At 64.1% G+C, this 14236-nt stretch carries 12 protein-coding genes; 11 read left to right on the forward strand and 1 reads right to left on the reverse strand.

What is annotated here, in order from left to right; all coding sequences use genetic code 11:
- The first annotated feature begins 13 nt into the window (after positions 1-13).
- From BMZ79_RS19520 to argH, 8 genes are all read left to right on the forward strand, one after another.
- Complete coding sequence (locus BMZ79_RS19520; protein WP_256252881.1) at positions 14-853, forward strand: YitT family protein; 840 nt, start codon at positions 14-16, stop codon at positions 851-853.
- Between the two features lie 132 nt (positions 854-985).
- A complete protein-coding gene (gene argC / locus BMZ79_RS19525; protein ID WP_090642636.1) occupies positions 986-2035 on the forward strand; it encodes an N-acetyl-gamma-glutamyl-phosphate reductase in 1050 nt (349 codons plus the stop codon).
- Positions 2036-2074: 39 nt separating this feature from the next.
- Positions 2075-3316 carry a bifunctional ornithine acetyltransferase/N-acetylglutamate synthase gene (argJ, locus tag BMZ79_RS19530; protein WP_090642638.1) on the forward strand — a complete coding sequence of 414 codons (1242 nt, stop codon included), beginning with the start codon at positions 2075-2077 and terminating at the stop codon, positions 3314-3316.
- A gap of 23 nt (positions 3317-3339) precedes the next feature.
- Positions 3340-4131 carry an acetylglutamate kinase gene (argB, locus tag BMZ79_RS19535; protein ID WP_090642639.1) on the forward strand — a complete coding sequence of 264 codons (792 nt, stop codon included), beginning with the start codon at positions 3340-3342 and terminating at the stop codon, positions 4129-4131.
- A gap of 33 nt (positions 4132-4164) precedes the next feature.
- On the forward strand, positions 4165-5379 hold the full coding sequence (locus BMZ79_RS19540; RefSeq protein ID WP_090642641.1) for an acetylornithine transaminase: 1215 nt from the start codon (positions 4165-4167) through the stop codon (positions 5377-5379).
- Between the two features lie 14 nt (positions 5380-5393).
- Positions 5394-6353, forward strand: coding sequence for an ornithine carbamoyltransferase (gene argF / locus BMZ79_RS19545; RefSeq protein WP_090642642.1), 960 nt, complete (start codon positions 5394-5396; stop codon positions 6351-6353).
- A 175-nt stretch (positions 6354-6528) separates the two neighbouring features.
- Positions 6529-7767 (forward strand): argininosuccinate synthase, encoded by a 1239-nt coding sequence (locus BMZ79_RS19550; protein WP_090642644.1) that lies wholly within the window; start codon positions 6529-6531, stop codon positions 7765-7767.
- 175 nt (positions 7768-7942) lie between these two features.
- A complete protein-coding gene (argH, locus tag BMZ79_RS19555; protein ID WP_090642645.1) occupies positions 7943-9358 on the forward strand; it encodes an argininosuccinate lyase in 1416 nt (471 codons plus the stop codon).
- A 283-nt stretch (positions 9359-9641) separates the two neighbouring features.
- On the opposite strand, the gene BMZ79_RS19560 is transcribed toward argH, so the two are convergent.
- Complete coding sequence (locus tag BMZ79_RS19560; protein ID WP_090642647.1) at positions 9642-11123, reverse strand: VanW family protein; 1482 nt, start codon at positions 11121-11123, stop codon at positions 9642-9644.
- A 233-nt stretch (positions 11124-11356) separates the two neighbouring features.
- On the opposite strand from BMZ79_RS19560, the gene ftsE reads away from it, so the two are divergent.
- From ftsE to BMZ79_RS19575, 3 genes are read left to right on the forward strand one after another with little or no spacing between them, the layout of a single operon-like run.
- Positions 11357-12043: a cell division ATP-binding protein FtsE gene (gene ftsE / locus BMZ79_RS19565; RefSeq protein ID WP_090642648.1), complete on the forward strand. Its 687-nt coding sequence runs from the start codon at positions 11357-11359 to the stop codon at positions 12041-12043.
- Positions 12033-12950, forward strand: a complete 918-nt coding sequence (gene ftsX / locus BMZ79_RS19570; RefSeq protein WP_090642650.1) for a permease-like cell division protein FtsX — start codon at positions 12033-12035, stop codon at positions 12948-12950. The genes ftsE and ftsX overlap by 11 nt, the downstream gene beginning before the upstream one ends.
- A 16-nt stretch (positions 12951-12966) precedes the next feature.
- Positions 12967-14142 (forward strand): murein hydrolase activator EnvC family protein, encoded by a 1176-nt coding sequence (locus BMZ79_RS19575; RefSeq protein WP_090642651.1) that lies wholly within the window; start codon positions 12967-12969, stop codon positions 14140-14142.
- Positions 14143-14236 lie beyond the last annotated feature (94 nt).

The following is a 14236-nucleotide window of genomic DNA, read 5'->3' on the forward strand; positions in this document are numbered from 1 at the left end:
CCGCGCGCGGGCCATGGGCGGCAAGACGGAAGCGCTGGTCAGCGTCCTGCTGCTGCTCGCCGGCTCGTTCCTCATCGCGGTCAGCTTCAACATGTTCCTGGTGCCGCTGGGCATCGCGTCCGGCGGCGTCTCGGGCATTTCGATTCTGGTGCATTACATGATCGGCATCCCGCCGGCGTACACGCAATGGGCGCTCAACGTCCCGCTGTTCTTCGTCGGCCTCTGGCTGCTCGGCAAGCGCTTCGCGCTGAAGACGGCGCTCGGCTCGTTCGTGCTGCCGCTGCTCGTGCTGGTCACGTCGGATTGGAAGCCGCTCACGGACAATGCCATGCTGGCGTCCATCTACGGCGGCATCGGCGTCGGGGCGGGGCTCGGGCTCGTCTTCCGCGGGAAGGCGTCCACCGGCGGGCTGGACTTGGCCGCGCAGCTGCTGCACCGGTTCACGGGCATCCGCCTCGGGCTTGCCGTCGCCTGCTTCGACGGCCTCGTCATCGCGTCGGCGGGCATCCTGATCGCCCCGGAGAACGCGCTGTACGCGCTGATCGGCCTGTTCGCCACGAGCCGGACGATCGATTTCGTGCAGACGGGGCTCGCGATCTCCAAAGTCGCGTTCATCATCTCCGATTGCCCGGATGCGATCACCCAGGTCGTGCTGCATGATTTGGACCGCGGGCTGACGAAGCTCGACGGGCACGGCGGCTATACCGGCTCGGCGCGGACGGTGCTGATGGTCGTCGTCGGAAGGGGCGAGGTCTCCAGGCTGAAAAGCCTCGTCAAAGCCGCGGATCCAAGCGCGTTCGTGATTATCAGCGACACGGCGGAAGTGCTCGGGGAAGGGTTCCAATTGGCATGAGCATCCGCTTAATTTGGCGTTGTATTTATATGAATACGTATGTATAATAATACAAAGCAAAAGCTATTTCCACGATCCTTTCGTTTGTGTACAATGAAGTACTAGAAAGGATAAGGATGGGAGAGAACGGACATGAGCACAACGGTTAGAGCGGCAATCATCGGATCGACCGGCTACGGAGGCGTGGAGCTGATTCGGCTTCTGGCGGGCCACCCGCAGGTCGGTATCGCGTCGGTCGTATCTTCCTCGAGCGCGGGCGCGCCGATCGCGGAAGGATTTCCGCATTTGAACGAAATTCGCACGGAGCTGCTGGACGACGTCGATCCGGCCTTGCTGAAGTCGAAGGCGGACGTCGTGTTCGTCGCGACGCCGGCGGGCGTGGCCGCCAAGATCACGCCGTCGCTGCTGGCGGAGGGCCTCAAGGTCATCGACCTGTCGGGCGACCACCGGCTGAAGGACCGCGCGGAATACGAGACGTGGTATAAGAAGGAGCCGGCCGGCCAGGACTACTTGGACCAAGCGGTATTCGGCCTGTGCGAGATTTACGGCGACGCCGTGCGCGGCGCGGATTTCGTCTCCAATCCGGGGTGCTATCCGACGGCGACGCTGCTCGGACTGGTGCCGGCGGTCAAAGCGGGCTTCATCGATCCGGCTTCGATCATCGTCGACGCCAAGTCGGGCGTGTCGGGCGCGGGCCGGGGCGTGAGCCTGGGCAACCACTACGCGGAAATCAACGAGAACTTCAAGGCATATAAGCTCAACAAGCATCAGCATATTCCGGAAATCGAGCAGGTGCTGTCGGACGCGGCGGGCCGCAAGGTCGTCACGACGTTCTCGACGCATCTCGTGCCGATGACGCGGGGCATCATGAGCACGATGTACGCGACCGTGACCGGCAATCGGACGTACGACGATTTCGTGTCGCTCTACCGGAATTACTACGAGGGCCGCCATTTCGTGCGGATCCGGCGGGACGGCGCTTACCCGGCGACGAAGGAAGTCGCGGGCTCCAACTATTGCGACATCGGCTTCGCCGTCGACGAGCGGACGGGGCGCGTCACGATCGTGTCGGTCATCGACAACCTCGTGAAGGGCGCCGCGGGGCAGGCCATTCAGAACCTTAACCTGATGATGGGCTGGGACGAGACGCTGGGTCTTCGTTTCGTGCCGGTCTATCCGTAAAATAGAGACTTTTTGCGCAGAAGGAGAAGCGATTGAATCATGGGACAGGGGAACGCATCCGCATCATTCACGGTCGTGCCGAACGGCTCGGTCACGACCCCCAAAGGCTTTAAGGCCGCCGGCTTGCACTGCGGCCTGAAGAAAACGACGCGCCACGACCTCGGCGCGATCGTCTGCGACGTACCCGCGGCGGCGGCCGCCGTGTACACGACGAACGCGTTCCAGGCGGCGCCGATCGCCGTCACGCGCGAGAGCATCGGCGCCGGCGGCAAGCTGCGCGCCGTCATCGTCAACAGCGGCAACGCCAACGCCTGCACCGGCAAGCAGGGCGACGCCGACGCGTACGAGATGCGCGGCGCGTTCGCGGCCGCGATCGACGTGCCGGCGGAGCAGGTGGCCGTGGCGTCCACGGGCGTCATCGGCGAGCTGCTGAAAATGGACCGCGTGCGCGGCGGCATCGCGGAGCTGCCGGCGCGGCTCGGGGATTCGTACGAGGCGGCGGACGACTTCTGCCAGGCGATCCTGACGACGGACCTCGTGAAGAAGGAAGCGTGCGTCGCGGTGACCGTGGACGGCCAAACCGTACATATCGCCGGCGCGTCCAAGGGCAGCGGCATGATCCATCCCAACATGGCGACGATGCTCGGCTTCGTCACGACGGACGCGGCGATCGGCAGCGAGCTGCTGCACAAGCTGCTCCGCCAAGCGACGGACCTCACGTTCAACATGATCACGGTCGACGGCGACACGAGCACCAACGACATGCTCGTCGCGATGGCGAGCGGCTTCGCCGGCAACAACGAATTGACGGAGCGCCATCCCGACCTGGCCGCGTTCGCGGAAGGGCTTCGCTATGTCTGCGAGGTGCTGGCCAAAGCGATCGCGCGCGACGGCGAAGGCGCGACGAAGCTCGTCGAGGTCCAGGTGCGCGGCGCGGAGAGCGACGAAGCGGCGCGGGCGATCGCGAAGACGGTCATCGGCTCGTCGCTCGTGAAGTCCGCCGTGTTCGGCGCGGACGCCAACTGGGGCCGCATCATCGCGGCGGTCGGCCGCGCGGGCGTGCCGGTCGATCCGGAGACGGTCGACATCGCGCTCGGCCCGATCGTTACGCTGGCGCAGTCCCGGCCGGTCGCGTTCGACGAAGACGCGGCGCTGGAATATTTGAAGGGCGACACGGTCGTCATCCACGTGGAGCTGCACATGGGCGAAGGTTCGGCTACGGCGTGGGGCTGCGATTTGACTTACGATTACGTCCGCATCAACGCGGCGTACCGGACTTGACCGCGGAAGGGGACGGACGATACATGGATACGCGGTTTGTCATGAAATGCGGGGGAAGCACGCTGGCGGCGCTGCCGGCGTCTTTCTTCGAAGAGCTGCGCGACCTGCAGGAGCGGGGCGTCAAGGCGGTCATCGTGCACGGCGGCGGGCCGGCGATCTCCGAGACGCTCGGCAAGCTCGGCATCGAGAGCGAGTTCGTCGGCGGGCTGCGCAAGACGAGCGACGAGGTATTGGACGTCGTCGAGATGGTGCTCGCGGGCCGGATCAACAAGGAGATCGTCCGGCGGATTCAGCAGAGCGGCGCGAAGGCGCTCGGCCTCTCCGGCGTGGACGGCGAGCTGATCCGGGCGCGCCCGGTGGCGAACGCGGCGGAGATCGGCTTCGTCGGCGACGTGACGCACGTGAACGCGGCGATTATCGAGGGCGTCATGGCCATGGGGTACATCCCGGTCATCGCGCCGATCGGCATCGACGCCGGGGCGCAGCGCTATAACATCAACGCGGATACGGCGGCGGGCGCCGTCGCGTCGCATCTCGGTGCGGAGCGGATGATCGTCGTGACGGACGTGCCGGGCATCCTGAAAACGGTGGACGGCGAGAAGCGGGTGCTGCCGTCCGCGACGGTGGACGAGATCGAGGCGATGATCGCAAGCGGCGAGATTTACGGCGGCATGATCCCGAAGGTGCGCGCGGCGATCGCCTGCATCCAGGGCGACGTGAAGGAAGTCGTCATCGTGAACGGCGACATGCCGGGCGTGCTCGCGAAGGCCGTGCTCGAAGGCGGCATCGGCACGCGGATCGTGCAGCGCGGCTAGGAAGTTTATTTTCGACGAGAGGGTGAACGTAAGATGAGCGAATTGAACAAGCAGGCGGCAAACGGCGGCAGCTCGCTGTTCCCGACGTATGCCAGGTATCCGATCGCGCTCGTGAAGGGCGAAGGGAGCTGGCTGTGGGACGACCAAGGCAACAAGTACCTGGATTTCATGTGCGGCATCGCGGTGACGAATCTCGGCCACGCGCCGAAGCCGGTGAAGGACGCGCTGGCGAAGCAGCTGGCTGAGCTGTGGCACGTCTCCAACCTGTTCCACATCCCGAATCAAGAGGCGGCGGCAAAGCTGCTGACGGACAACAGCCACGCGGACGCGGTGTTCTTCTGCAGCACCGGCGCGGAGGCGAACGAAGCGGCGATCAAGCTGGCCCGCCGGTATCAGCAGAAGGTGAAGGGCAACGGACGCTACGAGATTCTTACGTTCGCCCAATCGTTCCACGGACGGACGCTCGCGACGCTGACGGCGACCGGCCAGGAGAAGGTCAAGGAAGGCTTCCTGCCGCTGCCGGAGGGCTTCCGCTACATCCCGCTGCATGACGTTGAGGCCTTGGAAGCGGCGATCACGGACAAGACGGCCGCGGTCATGATCGAGACGATACAAGCCGAGGGCGGCGTCCTTCCGGTCGATCCGGCGTATCTGCGGCACCTGGCGAAGCTCTGCAAGGAGCGCGGCGTCCTGCTGATCTTCGACGAGATTCAGACGGGCATGGGACGCACGGGCAAGCTGTTCTCGTTCGAGCACTACGGCATCGAGCCGGACATCTTCACGCTGGCGAAAGGGCTCGGAAGCGGGTTCCCGGTCGGCGCGATGCTGGCGAAGGGCGAGCTGGCCGAGGCGTTCTCGGCGGGCAGCCACGGCTCGACGTTCGGCGGCACGCCGATCGCGACGGCCGCCGTGAAAGCGACGATCGAGACGATGCTGAGCGAGGACGCGGCGGGCCGCGCGGCGGAGACGGGCGAGTACCTCGTGAGCGAGCTGCGCGCGAAGCTGGCCGGCAATCCGTTCGTGCGCGACATCCGCGGCCAAGGCTTGCTCGTCGGCATTGCCTGCGCCGGACCCGTGGCGCCGGTCGTCGCGGAAGGCCAGAAGCGCGGCTTGCTGGTCATCACGGCCGGGCCCGACGTCGTGCGCCTGCTGCCGAACCTGCTCGTGTCGCGCGAAGAAGTCGATCAAGCGGTGAGCATCCTGGCCTCGATCTTCGCGGACCTGACGGCTGCGGCGCAGCTGACATGAAAGGAGAAGCATCCATGTCCCAACTGCTGAAGGAAGAGCTCGCGGTCAGTCTGAAAGGCCGCGATTTCATAGAATTGACGGATTACACGCCGGAGGAAATCCGGTATCTGATCGACCTCGCGATCGAGCTGAAGCGCAAGCAGAAAGCCGGCGAGACGCATCATCCGCTCAAGGGCAAGACGCTCGGCATGATTTTCGAGAAATCGTCCACGCGCACGCGCGTGTCGTTCGAGGTCGGCATGTACCAGCTCGGCGGCCAGGCGCTGTTCCTGAGCCGCAACGACCTGCAGATCGGCCGCGGCGAGACGGTGTCCGACACCGCGCAGACGCTGTCGCGTTACCTTGACGGCATGATGATCCGCACGTTCGCGCACCGCACGGTCATCGAGCTGGCGCGGGCGGCGACGGTGCCGGTCATCAACGGCCTGACGGACCTCGCGCATCCGTGCCAAGTGCTGGCCGATTACCAGGCGGTGCTGGAGCATAAAGGCCGGCTGGCCGGGCTTAAGATCGCCTACATCGGCGACGGCAACAACATGGTGCATTCGCTGCTCATCGGCGCGGCGAAGCTCGGCCTTCACATGTCGGTCGCGACGCCGGAAGGCTACGAGCCGGATGCGGACGTCGTGCGCATGACGAAGGAATACGCGGCCGAGTCGGGCTCGCGCATCCACGTCTGCCGCGACCCGCGCGAAGCGATCGCGGACGCGGACGTCGTGTACACGGACGTCTGGGCGAGCATGGGCTTCGAAGCGGAGCAGAAGGAACGCGAGCTCGCGTTCGCGGACTACCAGGTCAACGAGGAGCTTGCGCGGCACGCGAAGCCCGATTTCGTTTTCATGCACTGCCTGCCGGCGCACCGCGGCGAAGAGGTCAGCGAGGGTGTCATCGACGGCAAGCATTCCATTATTTTCGACCAGGCGGAGAATCGCCTGCACGCGCAGAAGGCCGTCATGGCCGCGATCATGGGCTGAGCAGAGGGATCTTCGAAGGCATGCCGGACGATCGGTTCCGAGTTTCCGATCGCGGTTGTCGCCTTTCGCGACTCCGAGCCGCCCTTCGGGCATGTCTGTTAACGAACTTCCTCTCGCGGGAGCATCCGCAAACCGGACATCATAAATTTCCTTATCAAGGGAGCGTAAACGAGCAATGGCGAAGGAAAAAATCGTGTTGGCTTATTCCGGCGGCCTCGATACGTCGGTCATTTTGAAGTGGTTGAAGGAAACGTACGACGCGGAAATCATCGCGTTCACCGCCGATATCGGCCAGAAGGAAGAATTGGACGGCCTGGAGGCCAAAGCGCTGGCGACCGGCGCGTCCAAGGTGTACATCGACGACCTGCGCGACGAATTCGCGCAAGACTTCATTTACCCGATGTTCCAGTCGGGCGCGCTCTACGAGGGGCAGTACCTGCTCGGCACGTCGATCGCGCGTCCGCTCATCGCGAAGCGCATGGTCGACATCGCGCGGGCCGAAGGCGCGACGGCGATCGCGCACGGCGCGACGGGCAAGGGCAACGACCAGGTGCGCTTCGAGCTGACGGCCGCGGCGCTCGCGCCGGACATCGCCGTGATCGCCCCTTGGCGCCTCGAGGCGTTCCGCGAGCAGTTCCCGGGCCGCGCCGAGATGATCGCTTACGCCGAGAAGCACGACATTCCGGTCCAGGCCTCCGCGGCGAAGCCGTACTCCATGGACCGCAACCTGCTGCACATCAGCTTCGAAAGCGGCATGCTGGAGGAACCGTGGTTCGATCCGAGCAGCGAGGAGAACAAAGGCATGTACGTGCTGTCCGTCTCCCCCGAGGATGCGCCGGACCAAGCGGAATACGTCGAGCTGACGTTCGACGCCGGCGACTGCATCGCCGTGAACGGCGAGCAGCTTAGCCCGCTGCAGGTCATGGAGAAGCTGAACGAGCTGGGCGGCAAGCACGGCATCGGGCGCGTCGACATGGTCGAGAACCGGTTCGTCGGCATGAAGAGCCGCGGCGTGTACGAGACGCCGGGCGGCACGATCCTGTTCGCCGCGCACCGCAAAATGGAATCCTTGACGATGGACCGCGACGTCATGCACCTGCGCGACTCCCTCATCTCCAAATACGCTTCGCTCGTCTACAACGGCTTCTGGTTCGCGCCGGAGCGCCTCGCGCTGCAAGCGCTCGTGGCGGAAAGCCAGAAGAACGTGACCGGCGTCGTCCGCCTGAAGCTGTACAAAGGCAACGTCATCGGCGCCGGCGTGAAGAGCCCGGTCAGCCTGTACAACCCGGACATCGCGACGATGGAGGCCGATCCGTCCAAAGCGTACGACCAAGGCGACGCGACCGGCTTCATCCGCCTGAACGCGCTGCGCCTGAAGGTATCCGCCGGCGTGGAGCAGAACAAGAAGCAGTAAGCGATCGTTCGGCCCTCCGGCGGCATGCGCCCCGGGCGGCGGCCAGATCCTTCGGCAGCGGCCGGACCGGCTTTCCGGTCCCGGCGGCGCCGCCTTTCGCAGACCCGGCCCGGTGCGCCGCACCGGGCCGGGTCGTTCGGCAGTACGGGAAGAACCGACAAAGGAGTGCACCTGAGTGAGCAAATTATGGGGCGGCCGGTTTACCAAGAAAACCGACCAACTGGTGGAAGAATACACGGCTTCGATCACGTTCGACAAAGAGCTGGCGGAGGAGGACATCCAAGGCAGCCTCGCGCACGTCACGATGCTCGGCAAGCAGGGCATCCTGCCGGCCGCGGACGTGGAGGCGATCAAGGACGGTCTGCACCGCGTCCTTCAGCGCATCAAGCGCAACGATTTGGAATTTTCCATCGCGGACGAAGACATCCACATGAACATCGAGAAGACGCTGATCGACGACGTCGGGCCGGTCGGCGGCAAGCTGCACACGGGCCGCAGCCGCAACGACCAGGTCGCGACGGACATGCACCTGTACCTGCGCAAGCGCGTCGTCGAGTTCGTCGACCTGCTGCATAAGCTGCGGGAGGCGCTCGTGTCGCAGGCGAAAGCGAATCTCGACACGATCGTGCCGGGCTACACGCATCTGCAGCGCGCGCAGCCGATCTTGTTCGCGCATCACCTGATGGCGTACGTCAGCATGTTCGGCCGCGACATCGAGCGGCTGCAGGACAGCTACAAGCGCGTCAACACGCTGCCGCTGGGCGCCGGCGCGCTGGCGGGCACGACGTTCCCGATCGACCGCCATTTCGTGGCGAGCCAGCTCAAGTTCGACCGCGTCTACGAGAACAGCCTCGACGCCGTCAGCGACCGCGACTTCATCCTGGAGTTCCTGTCGCAGGCGTCGATCATCATGATGCACCTGTCGCGCCTGAGCGAGGAGCTGATCCTCTGGTCGAGCACGGAGTTCCGCTTCGTCGAGCTGGACGACGCGTTCTGCACGGGGAGCAGCATCATGCCGCAGAAGAAGAATCCGGACGTGCCGGAGCTTGTCCGCGGCAAGACGGGCCGCGTCTACGGCAATCTCGTCGGCCTGCTGACGGTGCTGAAGTCGCTGCCGCTGGCGTACAACAAGGACATGCAGGAGGACAAGGAAGGCATGTTCGACACGGTCCGCACGCTGCAGGGCGCGCTTCAGCTGTTCGCGCCGATGATCGCGACGATGAAGGTCAACAAGGACCGGATGCGCCAGGCCGTGAACCAGGACTTCTCCAACGCGACGGACATCGCCGACTTCCTCGTCGGCAAAGGACTGCCGTTCCGCCAAGCGCACGAAGTCATCGGCAAAACGGTGCTGTACTGCATCCAGCAGGGCAAATATTTGCTCGACCTGACGCTGGACGAATTCAAGCAGTTCTCCTCGCTGTTCGACGACCGGATCTACGCCGTCCTGCAGCCGGAGAACGTCGTGAACGCCCGCGACGTCTACGGCGGCACGGCGACGAAGCAGGTCGCGGAAGCGATCGGCCGCGCCGAAGGCGAGCTGGCCGAGACCGCGGCGTGGGTCGCGGAATACGCCGAGCGCAGCCGCTAAGCCAAGCGGCCGCGGGCAGCGATAAAGCCCCGTCCGGGACCGGCCCTTCATTGGGCCGGCCCCGCGGCGGGGCTTTTTGCCGTGCGGCGGGAACCGGTGCCGCGCGAGAACCGACGCCGCGCGGGCCGCGCGGCTGCCGGCGAGCGCGCGCGGGCGAGAACGCGCCGTGCGGCTGCCGAAGCCGCGTGCTTGCGCGGCGTTGCCTTACAACGGCGGGGCGCCGCCGAGCTTGCTCGCTCGCTTGAGGGTCGCCGCGCAAGCCGTCGCGTCGCCGCCGAGCCGTCTACTCCGCCACGCCGTCCTCGAGCAGCGGCTTCTCGCCGGAATGGCCGTCCGGATGGACCTGCTCCGGCGCCACGGCGTACACGGACGGCTGCGCCTTGTACGTGTCACGCGACACCCGGCTCGTGGCGACGACCTTGCCGTTCACGAGCTTGGAGCGGTACGTCTCGACCACGTAGCCGGATTTGCCGGACGCGATCAGTTGGCGGGAGCCCGGATGCAGCGAGGGGCGCGGCACTTCTTTGACGGCCGGCGCGATCGTGCCGACCGTCTTGGACGAGATCGCATAGCGGACGTTTTGCGGCATCGTGCCGAACAGTTTCACGGTCAAATGCCGGCCTTCCACTTCCGCGCGAATGACGATCGTTTTGCCGGTCGTGTTTTTGAACCGGAAATTGATCGCGCCTTCCGCGAACGTGGCGTCCTGGCCCATCGGCAGGTAAGCGACGGGCAGCGAATGGTTGCGCCGCTCGACCAGCTCGAGCCCCGCCCGCAGCACCGCGTTGTACAGCGTGCTGGATACTTGGCAGATCCCGCCGCCCACGCCGTCGACGAATTCGCCGTTCAGGATGACGGGCGCGGCGCGGTAGCCGTATTTCTCGTTCGTGGCCGCCACGACTTTGCCGTAATCGAAGACTTCGCCCGGCGCGAGCACCCAGTCGTTCAGCGTGCGCGCCGTCACGTCCACGTTATAGGCGCGGCCGGCGCCGCTCGTCTTGAAGTCCGTCGAGAAGGAGGCGATCCTGCGTTCGACGCCTTGGGCCTTCAGCCGGTCCAGCGTAACGGCGGGATGGACGGCCTTCAGCTTGACCGACAGGGAGAGGGGCGCGAGCGTTCCGTCCCATCCTTGCGCGAGCGCCTGCTCCACCGTCCGCACCGCCGTCTTGAACATCGCGTCCGCATCCAGCCGGTAGGCGTCCTTATGCGCCGTATAGACGACCCGGTCGTCCGCGGTGATCGTTCGTTTCGCGTTCACGGGTTCGCCGGCGTCCAAATAGCCCCATTGGCTGCGGATCCGCTTCTCGAACGCCGCTTGGTTCCAACTGACGCCGACGCTCAGCCGTTCCGGAAACCGCCACCGGGCTTTCGCGCGCGTCCAGACGCCGCCCGTCTCCAGCGTCGCGAGCGCCGCTTCGGCGGCCTTCGTATCGACGGACAGGCCGAGCTCGGCTAGCGTCCACGTCGTTTTCTTCGCGCCCGCGGTTCCGCCGTCCACGGTCAGCTTGAGCTGACTGAGCGCGGTCTTCCGCTCGAGGAGCTTTTGCTTGGCCGCGGCGAGGTCCAGACCGCCGAGACGGAGGGCCGCGTCGCTCGCGAGCGCGGTCGAACCTTTCGCGGGACCGGCACCGCCGATCGTCACGGCCAGCGGCTTGGGCACGGAATGCTGCGAAGCGTACACCCAAACGCCGCCCCACCCGGCGGAGAACAGCAGCAGGCAGGCGACGAGCAGCGTCCAGGCGAGATGGAGGCTTTTGATTTTCATTTGGCGTCAACTCCTTGGGCGGGGTCCCTTCATGTATATGCACGTCCACGGCGGATTTTGCATACGGGTTTTCAAACCATGCGTTTGTCGAAAAATCATCTTTCTCCTCCCCCGAAACCGCGCGATCCCCTTGATGAGAAATATGAAAAAATGCAGAATGTGGGACTTTCGTAGAGGATTTCGCCTGCTTCTGTCGAATACCTAGAAGCTGACTACCTACAGGATGTGATATCGTGATCGAGCTTCAAGACATTTGGAAAACGTACGCGGACGGCACTCATGCGCTGCGCGGCGTTTCCGTTCTCATAGAGCGCAATGAATTCGTTTATCTGGTAGGGCCCTCCGGGGCGGGAAAATCCACCTTCATGAAACTGATCTACCGCGAGGAAATCCCGACCAAGGGGCAGATCTCCGTCAACGGATTCAACATCGGCAAGCTGAAGCCGCGCAAAATCCCGTTCGTCCGCCGGAACATCGGCGTGATTTTCCAGGATTACCGCCTGCTTCCGAAGCTGACGGCCTATGAAAACATCGCCTTCGCCATGGAAGTCATCGAAGCGCCGAGACGCATCATCAAGAAACGGACGATGGAGGTACTCGAGCTCGTCGGCCTGCGCGGGAAGCACAACAGCCTGCCGCAGCAGCTGTCCGGGGGCGAGCAGCAGCGCGTCGCCATCGCGCGCGCCATCATCAATAATCCGTCCGTCATCGTGGCGGACGAGCCGACGGGCAACCTCGATCCCGAGACCTCGTGGGGCATCATGAATCTGCTCGAAGAGATTAATTTCCGCGGCACCACCATCATCATGGCCACGCACAACAAAGAGATCGTGAACACGCTCCGCAAGCGCGTCCTCGCCATCGAGAACGGTTCGATCGTGCGCGACGAAGCGAGAGGGGAGTACGGGTATGAAAATTAGCACCGTCCTCCGGCATTTCCGCGAGGGGCTGAAGAACGTCGTGCGCAACGGCTGGATGACCTTCGCCTCCGTGAGCTCCATCGTCATCTCGCTGTTCATCCTCGGCGTGTTCCTGCTGCTCGCGATGAACGTCAACGTTCTGGCGGGCCAGATCGAGAGCCAGGTTCAGATCCGGGTCTACCTGCAGCTCGATACGCCGGAGGCGAAGATCGGCGAGCTCAAGAACGCCATCGGCAACATGCCCGAAGTGAAGAAAGTGACGTTCGTGTCCAAGGAGCAGGGGCTCGAGGACTTGCGCAAGAGCATCGGCGCCGACGGCACGGATCTGCTCGAAGGCTACGACGAGACGAACAACCCGCTGCCGGATTCCTTCACGGTGGACGTCTTCGACCCGCAGAACATCGCGTACGCGGCGAAGAAGATCGACGCCCTCGGCAACGCGGATGCCGCGAAGCCGTTCACGAGCGTGAAGTACGGCAAGGGGACGGTCGAGAAGCTGTTCCGGATCACGAACGCCGTCCGCAACATCGGCCTGGTCATCGTGGCGGGGCTGGCCCTGACGGCGATGTTCCTCATTTCCAACACGATCAAAACGACGATTCTGGCGCGGCGCCGCGAAATCGGCATCATGAAGCTCGTGGGCGCGACCAACAACTTCATCCGGTGGCCGTTCTTCATCGAAGGGGCGCTCATCGGCTTCATCGGCGCGGCGGTCACGGTCGCCGGCCTGCTGCTCGGCTACTCGCAGCTCGTCGACGCTTCCCAGTTCGAGCTCGGCCTCATGATGATCAAGCTCGTGACGCTGAAGGAAGCCGGTCTTACCGTATCGGCGGTCATTTTCGGGCTCGGCATGCTCATCGGCATTTGGGGAAGCACGCTGTCCGTACGCAAATATTTGAAAGTGTAGGGGTGTGACTGTAAACGTGAAGAAAGGTTTGCTGCTATTCGCGACGCTCGTGCTCGCGGGAGCCATCTTTCAACCGACGCCGGGCGAGGCGTCCTCGCAGCTGGACAAGATCAACAAGGAGCTCGCGCAGGTCCGCAAGGAAATGAGCGCGGCCACGCATAACCGCAACCAGGCGGACAAGGACAAGGCGTACATCTTGGAGATGAAGGACAAGACGGCGCAGTCCGTCTCCGAAATCGTCTCCCAGATCAACGAAGTCGGCACCCAGCTGAATACGGTGCAAACCCAGATTGACGATAAGGAAGCGGAAGTGCGGAAGACGGGCGAGGAGCTCCAGGCCGCGGAGGACCGGCTCCTGAAGCAGGACAAGCTGCTGAAGTCCCGCGTCCGCCTCATGTATACGAACGGCATCGTGTCCTACCTGGACGTGCTGCTCAGCGCGACGAGCTTCAGCGATTTCATCGACCGCATGAATTCGCTGTCCTCCATTTTGGGGCAGGACAAGGAGATCCTGGCGAGCCGCAAGGAAGACAAGGCGCTCGTCGAGCAGAAGAAGCGGGAAGTCGAGAGCTCGCTGGCCGAAGTGAAGACGATGTACGGCAAGCTGGCGGACTACCACGATCTGCTGAAGGACAAGGAACAACAGAAGGAAGTCATGGTGCAGAAGTACAGCAGCCAGGCGGACGAACTCGACGAGATCAGCTCGGACCAAGAGGAGCTGCTGATCCAGCTGGCGAAGAAGGTATCCGATCTCGAAGCGAAGAAAAACTCGCTCAAGGTCTACTACAATCCCGGCGGCAAGCTGGGCATGCCGCTTAAAGCCAACTGGCATCTGAGCTCGCCGTTCGGCTACCGCATCCACCCGATCACCGGCGCGAAGAAGCTGCATACCGGCATGGACATGGCGGTGCCGAAGGGCACGCCGATCTACGCGGCCGAGTCCGGCCTCGTCATCGTCGCCCAATGGTGGAGCGACTACGGCAACTGCGTCATCATCGACCACGGCGGCGGCCTGTGGACCGTCTATGGCCATATCCGCGACGGCGGCATCCTGGTCGAGAAGGGCCAGCAGGTCAAGCGCGGCCAAAAGATCGCGGAGGTCGGCAGCACGGGCATGTCGACGGGCAACCATCTCCACTTCGAAGTCCGGTCGAACCAGAAAGCCGTCAATCCGGCGCCGTATCTGAAATAAATAGCGGGCCCGAGCCGTACGCTCCGTGGCCGAACCGACGCGCCGCACCCAAGCAGCAAATAATTGGGTGCGGCTTGTCATATACTAGGAAAGT

Origin of the sequence: Paenibacillus sp. UNC496MF, from assembly GCF_900113915.1 — a bacterium.
Taxonomy (GTDB): Bacteria; Bacillota; Bacilli; order Paenibacillales; family Paenibacillaceae; genus Paenibacillus_Z; species Paenibacillus_Z artemisiicola.

What these genes read in the sequence shown, in the direction of transcription:
- argB (WP_090642639.1), top strand. Translation starts at nt 3,340, where the DNA reads ATGGATACGCGGTTTGTCATGAAATGCGGGGGAAGCACGCTGGCGGCG.
- argF (WP_090642642.1), top strand. Translation starts at nt 5,394, where the DNA reads ATGTCCCAACTGCTGAAGGAAGAGCTCGCGGTCAGTCTGAAAGGCCGC.
- BMZ79_RS19560 (WP_090642647.1), bottom strand. Translation starts at nt 11,123, where the DNA reads ATGAAAATCAAAAGCCTCCATCTCGCCTGGACGCTGCTCGTCGCCTGC.
- BMZ79_RS19520 (WP_256252881.1), top strand. Translation starts at nt 14, where the DNA reads ATGGGCGGCAAGACGGAAGCGCTGGTCAGCGTCCTGCTGCTGCTCGCC.
- BMZ79_RS19540 (WP_090642641.1), top strand. Translation starts at nt 4,165, where the DNA reads ATGAGCGAATTGAACAAGCAGGCGGCAAACGGCGGCAGCTCGCTGTTC.
- argJ (WP_090642638.1), top strand. Translation starts at nt 2,075, where the DNA reads ATGGGACAGGGGAACGCATCCGCATCATTCACGGTCGTGCCGAACGGC.
- BMZ79_RS19550 (WP_090642644.1), top strand. Translation starts at nt 6,529, where the DNA reads ATGGCGAAGGAAAAAATCGTGTTGGCTTATTCCGGCGGCCTCGATACG.
- ftsX (WP_090642650.1), top strand. Translation starts at nt 12,033, where the DNA reads ATGAAAATTAGCACCGTCCTCCGGCATTTCCGCGAGGGGCTGAAGAAC.
- argC (WP_090642636.1), top strand. Translation starts at nt 986, where the DNA reads ATGAGCACAACGGTTAGAGCGGCAATCATCGGATCGACCGGCTACGGA.